Here is an 18,137-nt window from a genome sequence, read left to right on the forward strand (position 1 = left end):
GCTTTTCTTTTCTAACCGAATAATTGTTTACCAGTGACCGTCTTTGTTGGCATCTTCGGCAAAAACAATATTGCCTTGCTTAAAGTTCTGTACCACATCAATGATCCGGCCGCTCTGATCATTTACTACTTTTACACCGGCTGTTTCAAGGGTTTTAAAGGCATTGGGGCCACAGAATCCTGTCAGCAATACCTCTGCTTCCTTTTCACTTACCATTGCTGCCGCTTGAATACCTGCTCCTTTGAATGAATTTTTGTTTTCATTGTTATCAAATGCTTCAAATTCAAGTGTTTCCGTATCTACTACGATAATGTACGCTGCTCTTCCGAATCTTGGATCAAGTTGGGCATCCAGCGTGTCTCCCTGTGACGTGACAGCTATTTTCATTATACTATTCTCCTTTATAAATTGATTGCGCTGTCTGCTACACCTGTCCGCCACCACCGCCACAAACCTGATCATTGTTGATTTCAGACAGCTTGCCTGCAATCAGGTCCATTACAACGGGTTTGATATCAGGACGTTGGTCGTCATGGAATACATCAATTCCTACCTGTCTGAAACCCATCAGGGGGCGCATTCCAATGCCGCCGACAATCAGTGCATTTACCCTGTTTTCAGACAAGAGGTTGACCGGCACCATGCAACCGCCCTGGGCATGTTCCTGATTCGGGAGGACTGATACTTTTTTGATTTCACCATCTTCCACGTCTACAAAGGTAAATACATCACAATGTCCGAAATGGCCTGCTCTTGTTCCGTCAAGTCCGCCCTGGCCATTTGAAGGGATTGCTATTCTTCCGTTTTTCATAATTTAATTGCTCCTTTTAAGTATTTATTTTTATAAATGTTGCAGTATATTGTTCACAGGTGTGTTGAATTGCGGCAAAGACACAATGGTGTCCCATATCTGCCGTACTTCAAGACTGGCTTGTGAGTTTTTGTCGTATTCAAAAATGGTTTTTGCCTGGATCATGGCTTGGGTAAATGTTTTGTCAAATGATATTTTGCCCACAACAGCAATGTTAGTCTCTTTGGCAAGATCTTCAATTCTTTTAGTTTGATCCGGATTCAGATCATATTTATTGATGCAGACCATGGCAGGTATGTTAAAATGTTTGGACAGTTGCCCGACCCTTTCCATGTCATGGAAACCTGAAACCGTTGGCTCGGCAATGATCAGTATGGCGGTTGCCTGGCTGATGGAGGCAATGACAGGACACCCGATGCCCGGAGGCCCGTCCGTTAAAATCAGATCAAGCTTGTTTTTTTCTGCGATTTTTTTTGCTTCCTGCCGGACAAGGGCAACCAGCTTTCCTGAATTTTCCTGGGCAATGCCAAGTCTTGCATGAACCATGGGACCAAAACGTGTGTCTGAAATATGCCATTGTCCGCAAATGACTTCTGGAAAATCAATGGCCTGTTCAGGGCAAAGGTCAACGCAAACTCCGCAGCCTTCGCATTCAATTGAATCAATTTCAAAGGTATCCTTGACCGCATCAAACCTGCACACCTCAAGACACCTGCCGCACTGTGTGCATTTGTCCTGATCGATCACTGCTTCATGGCCGCCTTTGAAATCTTCAGTTTTTTTAAAATCAGGACTTAATATCAGGTGAAGGTCTGCTGCATCAACATCAGCATCGCACAGAACCATGTTTTGTGCCAAAGAGGCAAAAGCTGATGTGATGCTTGTTTTTCCCGTACCGCCTTTTCCGCTTAAAATAACCAGCTCTTTCATTTGCTTTGTCCTCCTTTTTCAACCAATTGCACTATCTTCTCGAACAAGGCCTGAAATTTTTCTTTATACTCCGGCAGTTCGTCAACAACCATTTGACCTTTGGAATAGATCTGTGCAATTTTTTTATCAAAAGGAATTTCCATGAGTATGGGCAGGTTCTCCTTTTCTGCATATATTTTTACATCATCATTTCCCAAACCTGCCCGGTTGATGACAAGTCCGTGGGGGATACCAAGAATTTTAACCGTTTCAACGGCAAGCTTTAAGTCATGAAGACCAAAGGGTGTCGGTTCGGTTACCAGAAGGACAAAATCAGCTTTGTTCATTGCTGCAATTACCGGGCATGAGGTTCCGGGAGGCGCATCAATAAGGGTAACAAAGTCTGGGTCAGTATAGGATCTTACTTTTTTGATAATGGGCGGAGCCATGACCTGTCCGACATCCATGCGGCCGTGGATAAAAGAAATGCCTCTTGCTGATCCATGCTCAATTTCACCCAGAATCCGGTCTTTTTCAACAATTGCATTTTCAGGGCAGATCTCAAAACATCCGCCGCATGAATGGCACAGGTTGTCAAAGGTGAGGACATCTTTTTTTAAAACAGCAATGGCACCATATCTGCACATGTCCATGCATTTTTTACAAAAGGTGCATTTTTCAAGATCAATTTCAGGTATGGGAGCAATTACCGGTTCTTTTTTTTTCATGACAGGATTGAGAAAAAGATGTGCATTGGGTTCTTCAACATCGCAGTCAAGAAGTTGTACTTTATGTTCAATAGAAAGCGCAAGATTGGTTGATACGGTTGTTTTACCGGTTCCTCCCTTGCCGCTTGCAATACTGATAATCATCAGATTTATTCTCCTTTTGATTTGCTTGTACGGCTTGCAATTTGAGCAATGAGGTTCAGGTGATCCAAAAGCTTTTGGACATGTTCCTTATCCGGAACCAAAGGGAACTGCATCAGAACGCCTAATCCTTCATAGGCTTCATGAAACTCATCATGGGCCAGTTCGCTTAATACCACACAGTTCATCATGGCATTTTTAAAGAGGACTTTTTCGATCAGCTCTCTGCCTGTCATATCAGGCAGTTGTTCCTCCGTGATGAACAGGTCGATCTTTTTTTCTGTGAGTCTGGAAAGGGCTTCTTGTCCCTTGTCAGTCCATTCGGTTGTTATCTTATTGTCCGAAAAGGCTGTTTCAAGTTTTTCAAAGGCGTTTTTTTCCCGGCTTACCAACAGTATATGAATCATATATATTTTATCTCCCTTGATTTTTTTTGGTTCGGCTTTTATGAATTTGCAAGCCATGTGCCATGAAGGATGATAAAATGACTGATGGTTGATAAATGAATTATTTTAGTGGGTTGGAATGTTTTTGAGCTACTGGTTTGTTTTGGAAATAAAAAAAAATAGTCGCAGTTACGCGACTATTTGAATCGTTTTTTATATCAGGTTTTATCCTTTTTTAAGTCGGCCAGTGCAAGGTATAGCGCTCCCACTGCAAGCTCTGCGCAATGGAAGTGATCTTCAGGAAGGGTTTCTAAAAAATTGTCCACTTGTTCAGGTGAAATCTGCCATGCAGATTCAATTGTTTTGCCCTGGACAAATTTGGCAACCGTATTACAGCAGGCCGCTGTATTTATACAACCCTGAATATAAAAAGAGACGGATTCAATAATATCGTTTTTACAGATTAAGAAGAATTCTACGGTATCACCACAGTCTCCTGTTCTTTTTCCATATCCGTCAGGATTGGCAACTCTTTCAATCCTGTCTGTCCTTAATGCCATTTCTATATATTTTAAAGAGTGGTGGTTTAAAAAATTTGTATCATATTGACTCATCATTGCTAATTCCATTTTAAAAAAGATAAAAAACAGGTGTTATCCGCCCGGATTTCAATTATTGAAGCTTAGTATGTTTTGTGGAATCCGAATAACATCTGCTTCTAAATTAAGTCTTTAATTTAGTCAAATGTTTTTTTGTTTTTTTCATTAAAGATATAGCAAAGAGTATGCCAAATCCAGTACAGGGTTTCTGAATAATAATAACCGAATGGTTTTGGTTGTTTATGAAACACGATCGGAATAATAATTAATGGTGTTATTTTAAAATGTTGCGCAAATGCGACTTTTTATCGGGGAAAAGGATCTGTTTAAACCATCTTGACTTAAGGAGTAAGTTTAAATAAAGATATAAATTTTGATATGAAATAATGTCTGATGTTGTCATTAATCCTGAATTATCGTTGACACGGTGATTACGGTAAGTTACTTAATCAAGCTTTATTGGAATCAAATCTATTTCATTTTTTTGTTGTGGCAGGTCAGTCTGCTATGGCATTTATTAAAATTCATAAACAGATAAGTGATAAATCAATATATGATCAAAGTAGAAAATCTTGTAAAAAAATATGGTGGTATCACCGCTTTAAACCATATTAATTATCATTTTGAAAAAGGGAAAGTCACTGTCATTCTCGGGAGCAGCGGATCAGGGAAAAGCACCCTTTTAAGGCAGCTCACTGGGTTGGAAAAACCCGATTCAGGGTCTGTCTTTTTTGATGGTATGGATTTGACAACTTTGGGTAAAAAAAAAATATATGAAATCAGGAAAAAAATGGGCATGCTGTTTCAGGGATCAGCCCTTTTTAATTACCTGAATGTTTTTGAAAATATAGCATTTCCATTGCGTGAACATACAAAAATTGCCGATAATATTATCAAAATAATCGTGAACATGAAGCTGGAAATGGTTGGATTAAGGGGAGCGCAGAACCTTATGCCCTCCCAGTTGTCCGGAGGGATGACGAAACGGGCCGGGCTTGCCCGTGCCATTGTAATGGATCCCAAAATAATTTTTTATGATGAGCCCACATCCGGCCTTGATCCCATTTCAACAGGGGTGATTGATAAGCTGATAAAGGATCTTAATCAAACTTTGGATATTACAACCATTGTGGTTTCTCATGATATTGAGTCCTGTTTCAGGATTGCCGATAATATTATTATTCTTTTTCAAGGGGACATTATTGCACAAGGAACCGTGGAAGAGATAAAAAACAGTGAGGATTTAAGGGTGAAGCAATTTATCAATGGGGAGCCTGAAGGGCCTATCCCTTTTACCCGTGCGGATAAGGATTATCTGGATGAAATTTTGTTTGATTAAAGGAAAAATGTGAACTTGGAGATTGCAGCATTACTGGGACGTTTTACTTTAAATCGTCTTCAGATCTTTGGCAGGAGCGGGATTTTTTTGTTTGTGTCCATTTTTCAGGCATTTATTCCGCCGTTCCGGATATCCCGCCTGATCAAAGAAATTGAATTTATCGGATCAAAATCATTTTTGATCGTTTTTATTACAGCTCTTTTTACCGGTATGGTCCTGGGCATTCAGGGATATTATTCATTAAACCAGTTCGGATCAGAAGCCGCCCTTGGTATACTGGTTGCCCTTTCAATCATCAGGGAACTGGGGCCTGTGTTTTGTGCATTGATGGTGACAGGCAGGGCAGGATCTGCCATTGCCGCAGAAATCGGTATCATGAAAATTACGGATCAGTTTCCAGCTCTTGAGATGATGGCTGTTGATCCTTTGAAATATGTAATCAGTCCTAAGGTTCTTGCCGGGATTATCTGCCTGCCGCTTTTAACCGCTTTTTTTGACCTGGTCGGTATTGCCGGCGGATACCTTGTCGGAGTTAAACTGTTAGGGGTCAGCGAAGGCGCTTACCTGGGCAAGATGGTTACAGCCATAACATTTACGGATATTCACGGGGGAATTCTCAAGTCTTTGTGTTTCGGCCTTTTGATCACCTGGATATCTACTTTTATGGGTTTTGCGGCTGAACCAACCACGGAAGGCGTGAGTCGCGCAACCACCAACACAGTTGTTTTGACATCACTTTCAATTCTAGTTATGGATTATATCTTGACATCTTTACTACTATAGGATTTAACGTATTCATCATGTATGGACGGAAAACAGAAATTTCAGTGGGTATCTTTATGATGGTGGGCATTGCCTGTCTTGTATATTTATCCGTTAATCTGGGCAATGTTGATCTTTTCGGGTCTGACTCTTTTATGATTGACGCAAGATTTGGTTCCATAGAAGGCCTTGAGGTCAGTGCATCAGTTGAGATTGCCGGGGTGTCGGTGGGAAAAGTAAAAAGAATTACCCTTGAAGAAAATGAAGCCCTTGTACAAATGGAAATTAAAAACGGGACGAAAATCACGGATGATACAATTGCTTCCATTCGTACAAAAGGAGTTATAGGAGACAAGTTTGTCAAATTATCCCCGGGAGGATCTGATGATCTGTTGGGAGATAAAGATTCTTTGATGGATACTGAGTCTGCCATCAGCCTGGAAGAATTGGTCAGCAAATATATTTTTAAAAAGTAGCCAGACCGTGAATCTTAAAATTAACAGTGAAGAAAAAAATAACATCGGTGTCATTATCGTTGAGGGTGAAATTGACATGTTTACCTCTCCTGGTTTGCGTAATAAACTTTTGCCTTACTTTAAAGAAAAAATTAAAGGAATTATTGTCGATCTTTCAGGTGTTTTGTTCATGGACAGTTCCGGTATTGCAACACTTGTTGAGGGACTTCAATGGAGCAAGAAAAATAATAAGGATTTTATCTTGACAGGGTTGGGGAAAAATGTGCTGAATTCACTTTCCCTGACAAAACTGGATAATGTGTTTAACATAAAAAAAGATTTTGATGATGCATATAAAATTTTGTGTAAACGTTAAAAAGTTTTTTTGTTTTGGGAGGATTTAGATGAAACGATTTGGGCTGGTTGTTCTTGTTTTATTTGCTGTATGTGTCTTTATTCCGGTAAATAATGCAGTTGCATCTTCTGTTCAGGATCAGTTGAAAACCACCATTGATAATGTTATGCAAATATTGAGTGATCCGTCTCTTACTGGAGAAGAATCTACTGCAAAAAGAAGAGCATCCCTTCGAAAAGTTATCCATGAACGATTTTCTTTTGCTAAAATGTCACAATTGAGTCTTGCCAGACACTGGAATCAGAGAAGCGATGAGGAAAAAAAAGCCTTTATTGAACTGTTTGGGCAACTCCTTGAGGATACCTATGTTGCCAAAATAGAAGCCTATACCAGTGAAAAAGTGATCTATGTAAAAGAGTTTGTAAAAAAGAATAAAGCACAAGTGTCTACCAAAGTTGTTTCGGACACAGTTGAAATTCCCATTGATTATCGAATGTATCAAGCAAAGGATGGTTCCTGGATGGTCTATGACATGGTGATCGAAGGCGTAAGTCTGGTGGGAAATTATCGCTCCCAGTTTGATCAGATCCTGCGGAAAAATTCCTATGAGAAGCTGGTGGAAGAACTCAAAGAAAAAATGGGCAGTTGATGTTTTTTTCGATTTTTAGAATCAGTAGTTCATTTTGTCAGGAATAACACCACGGACTCCTCCTCTGGGATTTGGTGTATCATTGGTTCTTCTGGGAATAAGATGTATATGGGTGTGAAATATTGTCTGACCTGCGGTTTTACCGCAATTGACGCCAATATTAAAGCCGTTAACCGTTGTATCTGTTTTAAGGATCTTTTCTTTCAGTATTTCAATTAATTTATGGGAATCGCAAAGTTCCTGCCTGGTCATTTTAAAATAATCAAGACAATGTCGTTTGGGAATGACAAGCATATGGCCCCGGCTTACGGGTGACCGGTCCCTGATGGCAAAAACCGTTTTATTTTCAACAAGTATGTTTAATTGTTCTGTCATGCAAAATACACAATGTTTTTTTGTTGTTGTGTTGTTTTCTGATAAAACAGGTGAGCAGTTCATTTGATTCCCGATGATTTATTGATATCAAAAATATTTCCTTTTGTGTATTTTTTTGTTTCATAACGTGTGATATGGGTCAGTTTCTTTGTAATAGCCCCGAGTCGTTCCGCCTGGGATAACATGGCATTGACAAAGAGTCTGTTTGGATCATCATTTTTGATGTTTAATTTGAGAAGTTCCAGGTTCCCGATAATAATCTGCAAAGGCTGAGTCATTTCATTGCAGATTCCGCCAGCTGTTTCTATGGCGGCAAATACTTTTTCAGTTGTTTTTAAATCTGTAATGTCGTTGGCAAAGACACAAATTCTGTCCACTTGATTTGATTTGTTAAAAACCGGGTACAGCGTAACTTCATAATGTCTTTTGCGATGCTCTTTTTGATAAATGATGGGATTGTGAGTCTCAGTGACTTCATCCATAAGCAATTTGAGTTTTGAAAAATCAGGTTCATTGAAAAAAGCATTAAGATTTTTACCAATCATCTCCTGGGGACTGTTGTTAAACAGCAACGCTCCAGGTGTATTCAGGTTGATAATATTGCCTTCTATATCGGAGAGGTAAACCAGGCTTTTTGTGGCATTAATCATTGCCCTTATGGTACTCTCGCTTTTTTTCAGGATGTCTTGAGCCCGATTTTTTTCGGTGATGTCATGGACAATGGAATACAAGACCTTTTGATTATTAAATTCAACAGGTCCACTGTAAACTTCAACATCTCGGATCTCACCATTTTTTAACCGATGGTGAAAATTGAAATAACTGCGCTTTTCAAGTTTGCTGTTTTCCATTTCCTGTTTTAGTTCTTGTTCAGACAGGGTGTTGATTTTTGATATATTCATGCCTATCAGCTCTTTTTTTGAATACTGATAAAATTTAAGCGCCGCAGGATTGGCATCAATAATTGACCCGGATTCAGGGTCTATGATCAACATGATTGCATGGGAGTTTTTAAACAGGCTTTCACAAATGACATTTTTTTTTTGTCGGTCTGATGACATCTTTACCCGCCTTGAGAGTTTTATGTTCAATTTTTTTTTATCTGGATATAGCATAAAGAAAAAATCAATAAAAGGCCCATGCATATTTTATTTTACAGTTGTTAAGTGAAAAAGTGTGGTTATTTTTTCAACTTAACCTTTCAAAGATAAATAGCTTGATCACAAAAACGGACATTGGCTCACTAAATGTGACGGTTGACCGATATTTTTATCAAGCACAACATAACACACAATATAATAATGGATTAATTGTTATGAAAAAAATATTAATTACAGGTGCTTCCGGGTTTATCGGCAAAAGAGTTGCCCGGCTTTTTCTGTCAAAGGGATATTTTGTAACCGGTTTAGGTACATCTAAAGCCCATCTGTTTTCAAGAAAATCTCAAAGATTTGAACACAGGTTTGAATGGGTCAGTGCTGATACGACCATTGAAGGAAAATGGCAGGATCATGTTGCAGGATCGGATATTATTATTAATTTGGCCGGTCGAAATATTTTTCGGTATTGGACAAAAAAATACAAACAAGCTATTTATGATTCCCGTATTTTAACAACCCGGAATATTGTTAATGCCATTGAACCTGGAAAAACACACACTCTTTTGACAACTTCTGCCGTGGGGATTTATGGGGATCGCAAAGAAGACGTATTAACGGAGAAAACAGAGCCTGGAAGGGGATTTCTTTCAGATGTGTGTAAAGATTGGGAAAAAGAAGGCTTAAAAGCCCGACAAAAAGGAGTCCGCGTTTCAGTCATGCGACTGGGTGTTGTACTTGGGAATGAAGGGGCTTTGTCTTTGATGACTCCTGCATTCAAGTTGTTCGCAGGCGGTCCGTTAGGAGATGGCAGGCAATGGTTTCCATGGATACATATCAAGGATCTTGAAAAAGCCGTTGAATTTATCGTTGAAAATTCAGATATTGAGGGAACATTTAATTTTACAGGGCCGACACCAGTTCGCCAGAAGCATTTTGCCAAAGCCCTGGGGCGTGTTTTGCACAGGCCTGCGGTTATACCTGCACCGGCTTTTATGGTGAGGGTGGTGATGGGTCAGCTTGGCAAGGCTTTTTTGCAAAGTCAAAGAGCGGTTCCCAAGCATCTGGCAGAGGTTGGATATCCTTTTTTATTTGCGGATGTGTATACAGCGCTTAACGATATTTTGGGAAAATGAATTTTTAATTGAAAATTAGTCGGGTTATCATATATATTAGAGTATGTGGTATATATAGTTTAATTGATATGGTATGCAATTTGCATTTTAATCACTTTGTTATTATTTATTATTGAAAGTAAATATAATTAAAACCGCTAACACATGAGGAGAGTAACATGGAATTTGGATCGGTTGATGAAATATTAAGTTTTGCCATTGACAAGGAAAAAGAAGCAGTTGAATTTTATTTATCCCTGGCCAAAGAAGCAACCAGGGCATCTCTTAAAGAGACCTTTGAGAGATTTGCAAAAGAAGAAGAAAAACATGCTGCACTTCTTTCCGATATTTCAGGTAATAAAAAGAAAATGGATTCCTATGAGTTTAAGAAAATCACAGATCTTAAAATAAGTGATTACCTGGTTGAAACCGAGTATGAAGAAGGGATGCCAATGCCTGAGATTCTCAAAATTGCCATGAAACGAGAAGAAAAAGCGGTTAAGCTTTATTCAATGCTTTCCGATCAGTCAGACAATGAAGATGCAAAAAAGGTTTTTATGATTCTTGTGCAGGAAGAATCAAAACACAAACTTGCTTTAGAATCAATGTATGATGATTACCTGGCTGATCAGGATAATTAAATTATATCAGTAAAAAAGGTTTGACCGCAAAATTGTATCAACCCTTCTGCTGAATCTATTACAGGGTTTTAAAATGAATTTTGAGCAAATTGTATACAATATATGTGCTGTTATTTTTTTAACCCTGACACACTACCTGACATAACTAATTGAGCCGTTGTAAAAAATATTTTTTGCAACGGCTTTTATTCTTAAAATCAACCACCTGTGCATTGTATTTGTTTCAACGATTTTTTAAAAATGACGGCAGTTTTATCGCTGTAACTTAAGATTGCCTGAAAAAAAGGAAAAAAGTGGATTTAAAATATCTTTTCAGACCATCGACTATGGCGGTTATAGGAGTGTCGACATCCCAGGATAATCACCCGGCCAATGTGATATATAATAAAAATCATCTGCGTTATCCGGTAAAAACATTTCCTGTCAATCCAAAGGGGGGAATTTTAAATCGGAAAACACTTTATCAACAGGTTGACCATATCGAAGAAAACATTGATATGGCTGTTATTGCTGTCCGGGCACAGTTTGTTCCCAAGGTGATGGAACAATGTATTAAAAAGGGTGTCGGGGGGGCGGTAATCGTATCCGGCGGATTTGCAGAAGCCGGAAATTTGAGCTTACAGCAACGGGTGATTGATATTGCCAAAGAAGCATCTTTTCCTTTTATCGGTCCCAATTGCCTTGGAATTTATGCTCCTGATCATGTGGATACGTTTTTTTTGCCTGGTGAACGGATTATTCGTCCGGACAAAGGCAATATCGGTTTTGTCAGTCAGAGTGGAGGGGTGTTAGTAGATCAAATGGTTAAATTCGCAGGCCAGGGGATTGGTGTGTCGCTGGCAGTAAGCATCGGGAACAAAGCATGTGTCAGGGAAACAGACATGCTGGAGTGGTTTGAGCAGGACTTTGATACAAAGGTGATCGCTTTTTATGTCGAGGGTTTTGAAAAAAGGGAAGGGCGACATTTTATTAAAAAAGCCGAGCAATGTTCTAAACCTATTGTAATTTTAAAGGCTGGAAAGAGTCAAAAAGGTATTGAGGCGGTTTCCAGTCACACGGCTTCTCTGGCAGGAGACTACAGGGTTTTTTCCGAAATAATGAAACAGCATTGTGTGGCTGAGGCAGATAATGAATATGAGCTGACCTCCTTTTGTGAGGCATTAAGCTGTTATCCCAAAGGTATTAACGGCAATGTCGGCATTATCTCCCTGAGCGGCGGGCATGGCGTTCTGGCAGCGGATGCCTGTGATCTGTACGGACTGTCCATTCCCAGGATGGAACAGCAGACCATGGATGCCATTAAAGAGAAATTATCACCGGAAATCAGGAATATTGTTTCTCTTGCCAACCCCCTGGATCTTACCGGGAGTTCTGTGGACAGTGATATTTTGACTTCGGCAAGATATCTGTCAAGAGATAAAAATATTGAATGTATTTTGGCCTTGTTGATTCCTTATTCGCCGGGCGTTTCAGCAGATATTGGTGCAAAGCTCAGCCAGTTGGCAAGAAATGAAGGAAAACCTTTGATTGCCTATGTACCCAATGAAGATAAATATAAAATCATCATCGAAGGATTTGAACTTAATAATATTCCGGTGGCATCCTCTGTGGACGGGGCAGTCATGATGGCTAAGGCATTGAAAAGGTGCAGACCATGTTAACAAAAAACAGCAAAAAAATTATAGATAAAAGCAAATCCCTGGGATGGGTTCTGGAACCAGATGCAAAAGCCTTGATGAAGATGCGGGGGCTTGATATCCCGGATTTTGTTTTAACCAATTCCTTTGAGACTGCAGACAAGTTCATGAGAGAATCCGAATCTTTGGTTGTTGCAAAAGCGGTTTCAAAGAAAATCCTTCATAAGACAGAGGTTCAGGCCGTTGTTACGGGCATTTCTTCAAGCGATCATTTGAAAAAAGAAATGAAAAGACTGCAAAAACTTGACGGGTGTGAAATGATTCTTGTCGAACAGATGCTACAGGGGCTTGAGATTATTATTGGTGCAAAAAATGATTATCAGTTTGGTCCTGTTATTGTTTTTGGCATTGGCGGCACATCCGTTGAAATTTATAATGATACGGCCATCCGGATGGCACCGCTTAAACCCGGCGATGTCTATTCAATGGTAGAATCATTAAAAGCAAAAGATCTCATATCCGGATATCGTGGAGGGCATGGTGTGAATATGCAGGTTCTGACATATTTGATGGTTAATTTTTCTTATTTGATCATGGAGCTTGAAGAAGATATTGAATCCGTGGATTTGAATCCTGTGATTTGTACCAGGGACAGGTGTGTTATCGCTGATGCAAGAATTATATTGCCGTCATTTTGATGTAAGCGGGTTGTATTGGTACAAACTTGTACCATGAGACATGAAAGATAAAAAATACGGGAAACAACTATGTCTGATAAACAGCAGTTAAAAATAATTTCATGGAATGTAAACGGCCTTAGGGCAGTGATGAAAAAAGAGTTTGCAAGCAGTATTTGTGAGCTTGATCCCGATATTCTCCTGCTCCAGGAGACAAAGCTCCAGGAAAACCAGCGCACAGATGAGATGATCCGGTTGAATTCCTATGAATCTTTCTGGTCTTATTCAACCGTAAAAAAAGGGTACAGTGGTGTTGCAGCCTATTCAAAAATAGAACCAGAACAAGTTATCACATCATTTTCCAGGCCTGAATTTGATAATGAAGGCCGTGTCATTCAATTGGATTATAAGAAATTTATATTATTTAATATCTATTTTCCCAATGGTCAGATGAGTGATGAACGGCTTGAGTATAAACTTGCTTTTTATGACTGGTTTTTAGACTATGCAAATCAATTGAAAGACCAGGGAAAAAGCCTGATTATTACTGGGGACTTTAATACGGCCCACAATGAAATTGATTTGAAAAATCCTGGGCCCAATTCCAAACGATCCGGTTTTTTAAGGATTGAAAGGGATGTGCTGGATCATATGGTTGACATGGGGTATGTGGACACCTACAGATATTTTTATCCTGAAAAAGTCAAGTATTCATGGTGGTCTTACCGGTTTAATGCAAGAAAAAACAATGCGGGATGGCGTATTGATTATTTTTTTGTGACAAAAGACCTTATCGATAAAGGCTTGGTCAAGCAAGCCTTTATCGATAATACAGTTTTTGGATCAGATCATTGCCCAATTGGTATTGTAATAAATATCTGATGGGGATGTCCGGTTAATCTTTAAACACCAGTTTCCCACCAATATGTCCTGCAATGCCTACGGCAGCAAGCATAATGATGTTGATGAAAATAAATACCCAGGCTTTGGGTGAAGATAAGATATTGGGGTCTAAAAGATACCACACAAGACTTATAGTGCATGAAATTGTTGTCACTGTAGCGGCCAGAATTTTTAATTTAAAAATTGAGGTCATAGCTCCCTTATATTTTTTTTTCCACTCCAGTATGCCTGTGAAAATTACCAAAGGAAGGGCAAGGACAACAAAAACTATATTGATAAAAGCGGTTTTGGCAAAAAGCTCGAAACTGAAAAACCATGCCAACAGCCAGAGAATGACAGCAGCCGGCAGTATCCCGTTGGGTGCGTGTACGCTAATCGGGTGAGCATGATGTTTTACCAGCAAAAAAATGATTTTTTCAAACCATTTTTCAGGTGGTGGTGCTTGGTCTTTTTTGGTCACAGGTGTTTTGGGCCCCGTTTCTTTAAAGGGCTCTTTAACGGTTTTTTTTTGGGGGATTTTTTGAGGTATGGACGCCTCATCGATTTGCACAAACTTGCTTGCATCCACTCCGCAAATAGGGCATTTTTCAGGGGGCGTGTCTCCCCTGTGAATATACTTGCAAACACTGCACTGCCAAACTTTCATTTATATCATCCTTTACAATTGTTTTTTTTGATATGAAAGTCTTCAAAAAAAAATCACACTGAGACTTTCAATGTTTGTTTGGGGCAAATCTTAAATAAAATCCAGGATTTGCCCTTGGCCGTTATTAACGCTCATCCATATCCGTAAACAGACATTCATCCGGTCCGCAATAGTCCCCGATATATTCGGCTCCCGGCCTGTAAAGGGTTGGTTTAGGGGCTGCCATGGCAAATTGTTCTTCAATGACATGGGCTGACCATCCACTGACTCTTGAAACCGCAAAAACAGGTGTGAAAAGATCCATGGCAATGCCTATGGCATGGAAAAACGAGGCACTGTAGAAATCTACATTACAAAAGATTTGTTTTTGTTTTTTTGCCTTAAAGGCATCCTTGCCTTTTTTTTCAAGCTCCCTTGAAAGTTCATACCACAGGGGTTGATTGGCAATCTGTCCCGTCCTTTGGCTCATGGGAGCAAGTATGATCGCCCTGGGGTCGTCTGTCTGGTAAACTGCATGACCCAGCCCCATGATAAGCCCGCCTGAATTTAAAATATTTTGAATATACCCGTCGATTTTATCAACAGAGCCTATCTGCTTTAACATTTCCATCACCCTGACATTGGCACCGCCGTGAAGAGAACCGGAAAGAGAACCTATGGCAGCGGATATGGCAGCATAAATATGTGCCTTGGTGGATGCAACTTGTCGCGCTGTAAATGTTGAGGCATTAAAAGAGTGTTCTGCATGCAGCACAAGACTTGTATCAAAAAAACGGGCTGTTTCATCATCAGGTATCTCACCTTTGAGCATATATAGGAAATTTGCAGCATGGGATAAGTTGTTGTCCGGTGGAATAATTTCTTGTTTATTTCTTATCCGGTCCCATGCAGCCGTAATAATTGCCAGTCCTGAAATAAGATTTTCCGCACTGTAAAGAGTGTTTTCAATTCCGGGCTTTCCGACAGTTATATCATTTTGAACCAACAATGGTGTGGCCATTTGAAGGACATCCATGGGGTTTGTGTCTGCTGGAAGTATTTTGAGAAAAGAAAAAATATTTTCAGGAATGTTTCTTTTTTGTTTCAGGCTTTGCTGAAAGTCTTCTAACTCTGCTCTTTTGGGAAGCCTTTCGTACAACAAAAGAAAACAGACCTCTTCAAATGTTGCATTTTGGGCAAGATCTTCAATTAAAAATCCTCTATAGATCAGTTTTCCTTGTTTTCCCCGGACATCACAAATTTTTGAACTGGCCACGGCAACACCCCGAAGGCCAGTATTCATAACAGGCAAACATTCATCCATGATTATCTCCTTAAAGATTAAAATATTTTTTCAGGGGGTCTTCTTTCAGGAACATATGTTGACAAAATTTCATTATTATGAAGTGCCTGTGAAGTATAAAGACCGCAAAAACAAGCTCCGAATTCTTCCAGATCAGGCTCTCTGTAATCGCAAGGACAGATAATATCTTTGTCTTTTTCTTTGTCATTACAGGCAAGCCTGCAGGGGCAGGCCATATATCCATACCGGTTTTTATTTAAAAGAAGTGATTCAAGAAGCTCAAACACCAGATCTTTGTCTTTGTTAAAATAAATTCCTTTGGCTTCCTGGGATTTTTTCAATGCTTCATACAATTGTTCAACTTTCATTTTTAATTCCTAATGCCTCCTTGATTTGTTTTTCCTTATATCCGACAATGACGATTTCGTTGATTTTGATGGTGGGAAAAGAGCAGCGAGGATTGAGTTCTCTTATGTCAGCCAGAATTGCTTTGCGTTCTTCTCCTTCCAGGTCGTCCACCTCAATATACTCATATTCCACATTGCATTCGGAAAGAAGCTTTTTGGTTGATTTGCAATGGCTGCAGGTGCTTAATGCATATAAAGTTGTTTTATCCTTGGCCATTTGTTTCTCCTTTGATAATATATGTTTTAAAAAAAAACAATCTGTCCTGATTGATTTTAAGACAATAAACTTAAGATAATGGATTGTGCATAAATTATGCCGGTTTTGCAAGTTTAAAGTAACATCTGACCGCTTACTTTGGTTTGTTTGATTTTTGACCTGTGACTTTGCTGCGAACAAAGATTAGTCAAAAAAAATGTTGGAAAAATTTTAATATAAGATTGGCCCGGATTTTGCTTTGTCTTTTAGTAATCAGTCATTAGTGGTTATAGCGCTTTGTAGTGATTTTAATGGGTTTGTAAAAATAAACCGGTTTTTTGAATACGGGTTTGCTAAAATTAGAATGAATGATACCCTTGGCAGACTCTAAATCAAAAAAGGAGGAAATTAATGAATCAGTGGTATTGTTCTGTTTGTCATGAAATGTCTGATTATGAAGATAAACCCGTCATCTGTGAAATCTGTGATGCAGACCATCGAATGATTTTTAATATAAAAGAGGTTCCCCAATCCCTTGAGCAGGTAAGGGATCTGGCCAGGAAAAAACTCAAAGGAATCTGTGCAGGCTATCCTTCTTGTGACGGCAGTTTTGATAAAATATGCCAGAGGGAGGCTTATGGCAAGCCTATCGGGCTTGGCGGCATAGGACTCGGACGATCTTTCAGGGGAAATTCAGAAGCCCTTGAGAAAATCCAATTGAATATGTCAGTACTTGGAGATCATTTCGAGCCGGATACAACCTGTTCTTTTCTGGATGTGGATCTTGAATTTCCAGTGTTGGCATCCTCCACGGCCGGAGCCCAGAAATATAATGATGCTATGGATGAAACCCAGTTTTGTACATCTGTGTTAAGGGGATCAAAAGAAGCGGGCACTATTGGATTGCGGGGGGATACATGGTTTTATACACTTGATGACAATCCATCTCTGAATGCCATGAAAGCCTGTGAAGGATACGGCATTCCCATATTTAAACCAAGATCACAAGATGTCCTGAAAAAGCTGATTGAAAATGCTGAAGACTGTGGATGCAAAGCGTTTGGCATTGATCTGGACGGCTGCGGGTCAAGCATTATGGCGTTGCATGGGCAGCCGGTGTTCAAAAAGAGTGTCAAAGATATTGAAGAGCTGGTAAATTTTACAAATTTGCCTTTTATCGCCAAAGGTATCATGCTTCCTGACGAGGCTTTAATGTGTGCAGATGCAGGAGCCTCTGTTGTTGCCGTATCCAACCACGGGGGCAGGGTCCTGGATTCAACCCCTGGGGTTGCAACTATGTTGCCTTTGATAAGGGAAAAAGTGGGGGATTTGGTTACAATTACGGCCGACGGAGGGGTGAGAACAGGGTATGATGTATTAAAAATGCTTGCCCTGGGTGCAGATGCAGTGCTTTTGGGAAGAGATATCATAAGGGCGGCTGTGGGTGCCGGAACGTTGGGTGTGAAAATGCATTTTGAACATATTAAAAAAACATTGAAAAAAGCTATGTTTATGACTGGGATGAAAAATATAAAAATGATTGATTCAAAAATTTTATTTGATTATAACCAAAATAAGGAGGAGCAATGGGAAAAGTATTAATCGTTTATGCATCAAGGTCGGATGAGACAAAATCAATTGCTGAACTGATTGCTGAAGGGATTCGTATTTCAGGACACGAGGCTGAACTTAAAAGAACAAGCGATATTAAGAGTGAAGATGACCTCAAAGGGTATGACGGATATGCATTTGGATCTGCTACCTATCATGGTGAAATGATTACATCCATGAAACAGATTCTGTTTGTTGGTGAACGCGCAGAGCTTAAAGATAAGCCTGGCGGTGCCTTTGGTGCATATGGCTGGAGTGGGGAAGCGCCTGGAAGAATATTTGATACCATGGATCATATTTTTGGTATGAAAATGGTATCAGGTCCCTTGATGCTCAAAGCAAGCGGGGTTGAAGGGGGCATTCAGGCGGCTCAGGAATATGGAAAAAGCATTGCAAAAATGATTTAGGAAAAAATA

24 protein-coding genes are annotated in these 18,137 nt (G+C 39.6%); 12 read left to right on the plus strand and 12 right to left on the minus strand.

The window, feature by feature from the left end; genetic code table 11:
• Positions 1 to 27: 27 nt before the first annotated feature.
• The 6 genes from TOL2_RS09185 to TOL2_RS09210 all read right to left on the minus strand — a co-directional run bounded on the left by TOL2_RS09185 (position 28) and on the right by TOL2_RS09210 (position 3,592).
• On the minus strand, positions 28 to 387 hold the full coding sequence (locus TOL2_RS09185) for a NifB/NifX family molybdenum-iron cluster-binding protein (RefSeq protein WP_014957216.1): 360 nt from the start codon (positions 385 to 387) through the stop codon (positions 28 to 30).
• Positions 388 to 424: 37 nt separating this feature from the next.
• Entirely contained in the window at positions 425 to 811 is a 387-nt protein-coding gene (locus TOL2_RS09190; RefSeq protein ID WP_014957217.1) for a NifB/NifX family molybdenum-iron cluster-binding protein, read from the minus strand.
• A gap of 30 nt (positions 812 to 841) precedes the next feature.
• Positions 842 to 1,741, minus strand: coding sequence for a 4Fe-4S binding protein (locus TOL2_RS09195; protein ID WP_014957218.1), 900 nt, complete (start codon positions 1,739 to 1,741; stop codon positions 842 to 844).
• A complete protein-coding gene (locus TOL2_RS09200; RefSeq protein WP_014957219.1) occupies positions 1,738 to 2,592 on the minus strand; it encodes an ATP-binding protein in 855 nt (284 codons plus the stop codon). The genes TOL2_RS09195 and TOL2_RS09200 overlap by 4 nt, the downstream gene beginning before the upstream one ends.
• Before the next feature lie 5 nt (positions 2,593 to 2,597).
• Positions 2,598 to 2,996, minus strand: coding sequence for a response regulator (locus TOL2_RS09205; RefSeq protein ID WP_014957220.1), 399 nt, complete (start codon positions 2,994 to 2,996; stop codon positions 2,598 to 2,600).
• Positions 2,997 to 3,193: 197 nt separating this feature from the next.
• A complete protein-coding gene (locus TOL2_RS09210; RefSeq protein WP_014957221.1) occupies positions 3,194 to 3,592 on the minus strand; it encodes an iron-sulfur cluster assembly scaffold protein in 399 nt (132 codons plus the stop codon).
• 535 nt (positions 3,593 to 4,127) lie between these two features.
• Between TOL2_RS09210 and TOL2_RS09215 the strand changes: the two genes are divergently transcribed.
• Genes TOL2_RS09215 through TOL2_RS09235 form a run of 5 tightly spaced genes read left to right on the plus strand, consistent with a single transcriptional unit; the run spans position 4,128 to position 7,134 of the window.
• The gene (locus tag TOL2_RS09215; RefSeq protein WP_014957222.1) at positions 4,128 to 4,913 is read left to right on the plus strand and encodes an ABC transporter ATP-binding protein; all 786 of its coding nucleotides are present in this window, start codon (positions 4,128 to 4,130) and stop codon (positions 4,911 to 4,913) included.
• Positions 4,914 to 4,922: 9 nt separating this feature from the next.
• On the plus strand, positions 4,923 to 5,696 hold the full coding sequence (locus TOL2_RS09220; RefSeq protein WP_198408358.1) for an MlaE family lipid ABC transporter permease subunit: 774 nt from the start codon (positions 4,923 to 4,925) through the stop codon (positions 5,694 to 5,696).
• Between the two features lie 17 nt (positions 5,697 to 5,713).
• Complete coding sequence (gene mlaD / locus TOL2_RS09225) at positions 5,714 to 6,151, plus strand: outer membrane lipid asymmetry maintenance protein MlaD (RefSeq protein WP_014957224.1); 438 nt, start codon at positions 5,714 to 5,716, stop codon at positions 6,149 to 6,151.
• A 7-nt stretch (positions 6,152 to 6,158) separates the two neighbouring features.
• Positions 6,159 to 6,506, plus strand: a complete 348-nt coding sequence (locus tag TOL2_RS09230; RefSeq protein WP_014957225.1) for an STAS domain-containing protein — start codon at positions 6,159 to 6,161, stop codon at positions 6,504 to 6,506.
• A 28-nt stretch (positions 6,507 to 6,534) separates the two neighbouring features.
• The gene (locus TOL2_RS09235; RefSeq protein ID WP_014957226.1) at positions 6,535 to 7,134 is read left to right on the plus strand and encodes an MlaC/ttg2D family ABC transporter substrate-binding protein; all 600 of its coding nucleotides are present in this window, start codon (positions 6,535 to 6,537) and stop codon (positions 7,132 to 7,134) included.
• 21 nt (positions 7,135 to 7,155) lie between these two features.
• Here TOL2_RS09235 and TOL2_RS09240 read toward each other — a convergent pair whose 3' ends face one another.
• Positions 7,156 to 7,509, minus strand: a complete 354-nt coding sequence (locus TOL2_RS09240) for an HIT family protein (RefSeq protein ID WP_041279918.1) — start codon at positions 7,507 to 7,509, stop codon at positions 7,156 to 7,158.
• Positions 7,510 to 7,568: 59 nt separating this feature from the next.
• The gene (locus TOL2_RS09245) at positions 7,569 to 8,570 is read right to left on the minus strand and encodes a PAS domain S-box protein (protein ID WP_041279387.1); all 1,002 of its coding nucleotides are present in this window, start codon (positions 8,568 to 8,570) and stop codon (positions 7,569 to 7,571) included.
• Between the two features lie 254 nt (positions 8,571 to 8,824).
• Between TOL2_RS09245 and TOL2_RS09250 the strand changes: the two genes are divergently transcribed.
• The 5 genes from TOL2_RS09250 (at position 8,825) to TOL2_RS09270 (ending at position 13,558) form a co-directional block, all read left to right on the plus strand.
• Entirely contained in the window at positions 8,825 to 9,742 is a 918-nt protein-coding gene (locus TOL2_RS09250) for a TIGR01777 family oxidoreductase (protein WP_014957229.1), read from the plus strand.
• Between the two features lie 158 nt (positions 9,743 to 9,900).
• Positions 9,901 to 10,362, plus strand: coding sequence for a ferritin family protein (locus TOL2_RS09255; protein ID WP_014957230.1), 462 nt, complete (start codon positions 9,901 to 9,903; stop codon positions 10,360 to 10,362).
• 293 nt (positions 10,363 to 10,655) lie between these two features.
• Positions 10,656 to 12,023: a CoA-binding protein gene (locus tag TOL2_RS09260; RefSeq protein ID WP_014957231.1), complete on the plus strand. Its 1,368-nt coding sequence runs from the start codon at positions 10,656 to 10,658 to the stop codon at positions 12,021 to 12,023.
• Complete coding sequence (locus TOL2_RS09265) at positions 12,017 to 12,697, plus strand: acetate--CoA ligase family protein (protein WP_014957232.1); 681 nt, start codon at positions 12,017 to 12,019, stop codon at positions 12,695 to 12,697. Before TOL2_RS09260 ends, TOL2_RS09265 begins: the two co-directional genes overlap by 7 nt.
• 69 nt (positions 12,698 to 12,766) lie before the next feature.
• Positions 12,767 to 13,558 carry an exodeoxyribonuclease III gene (locus tag TOL2_RS09270; RefSeq protein WP_014957233.1) on the plus strand — a complete coding sequence of 264 codons (792 nt, stop codon included), beginning with the start codon at positions 12,767 to 12,769 and terminating at the stop codon, positions 13,556 to 13,558.
• Positions 13,559 to 13,571: 13 nt separating this feature from the next.
• On the opposite strand, the gene TOL2_RS09275 is transcribed toward TOL2_RS09270, so the two are convergent.
• The 4 genes from TOL2_RS09275 to TOL2_RS09290 form a co-directional block, all read right to left on the minus strand.
• Positions 13,572 to 14,225, minus strand: coding sequence for a rubredoxin-like domain-containing protein (locus TOL2_RS09275; RefSeq protein WP_014957234.1), 654 nt, complete (start codon positions 14,223 to 14,225; stop codon positions 13,572 to 13,574).
• Between the two features lie 124 nt (positions 14,226 to 14,349).
• The gene (locus TOL2_RS09280; protein WP_014957235.1) at positions 14,350 to 15,528 is read right to left on the minus strand and encodes a citrate/2-methylcitrate synthase; all 1,179 of its coding nucleotides are present in this window, start codon (positions 15,526 to 15,528) and stop codon (positions 14,350 to 14,352) included.
• 17 nt (positions 15,529 to 15,545) lie between these two features.
• A complete protein-coding gene (locus tag TOL2_RS09285) occupies positions 15,546 to 15,875 on the minus strand; it encodes a ferredoxin-thioredoxin reductase catalytic domain-containing protein (RefSeq protein WP_014957236.1) in 330 nt (109 codons plus the stop codon).
• A complete protein-coding gene (locus TOL2_RS09290; protein WP_014957237.1) occupies positions 15,865 to 16,131 on the minus strand; it encodes a glutaredoxin family protein in 267 nt (88 codons plus the stop codon). The genes TOL2_RS09285 and TOL2_RS09290 overlap by 11 nt, the downstream gene beginning before the upstream one ends.
• A 390-nt stretch (positions 16,132 to 16,521) precedes the next feature.
• Here TOL2_RS09290 and TOL2_RS09295 point away from each other — a divergent pair, with 390 nt between their 5' ends.
• Both TOL2_RS09295 and TOL2_RS09300 read left to right on the plus strand, forming a co-directional pair.
• Positions 16,522 to 17,712: an alpha-hydroxy-acid oxidizing protein gene (locus tag TOL2_RS09295; RefSeq protein ID WP_014957238.1), complete on the plus strand. Its 1,191-nt coding sequence runs from the start codon at positions 16,522 to 16,524 to the stop codon at positions 17,710 to 17,712.
• Positions 17,697 to 18,128 carry a flavodoxin domain-containing protein gene (locus TOL2_RS09300; protein ID WP_014957239.1) on the plus strand — a complete coding sequence of 144 codons (432 nt, stop codon included), beginning with the start codon at positions 17,697 to 17,699 and terminating at the stop codon, positions 18,126 to 18,128. Before TOL2_RS09295 ends, TOL2_RS09300 begins: the two co-directional genes overlap by 16 nt.
• Positions 18,129 to 18,137 lie beyond the last annotated feature (9 nt).

Source organism: Desulfobacula toluolica Tol2 (genome assembly GCF_000307105.1).
Taxonomy (GTDB): domain Bacteria; phylum Desulfobacterota; class Desulfobacteria; order Desulfobacterales; family Desulfobacteraceae; genus Desulfobacula; species Desulfobacula toluolica.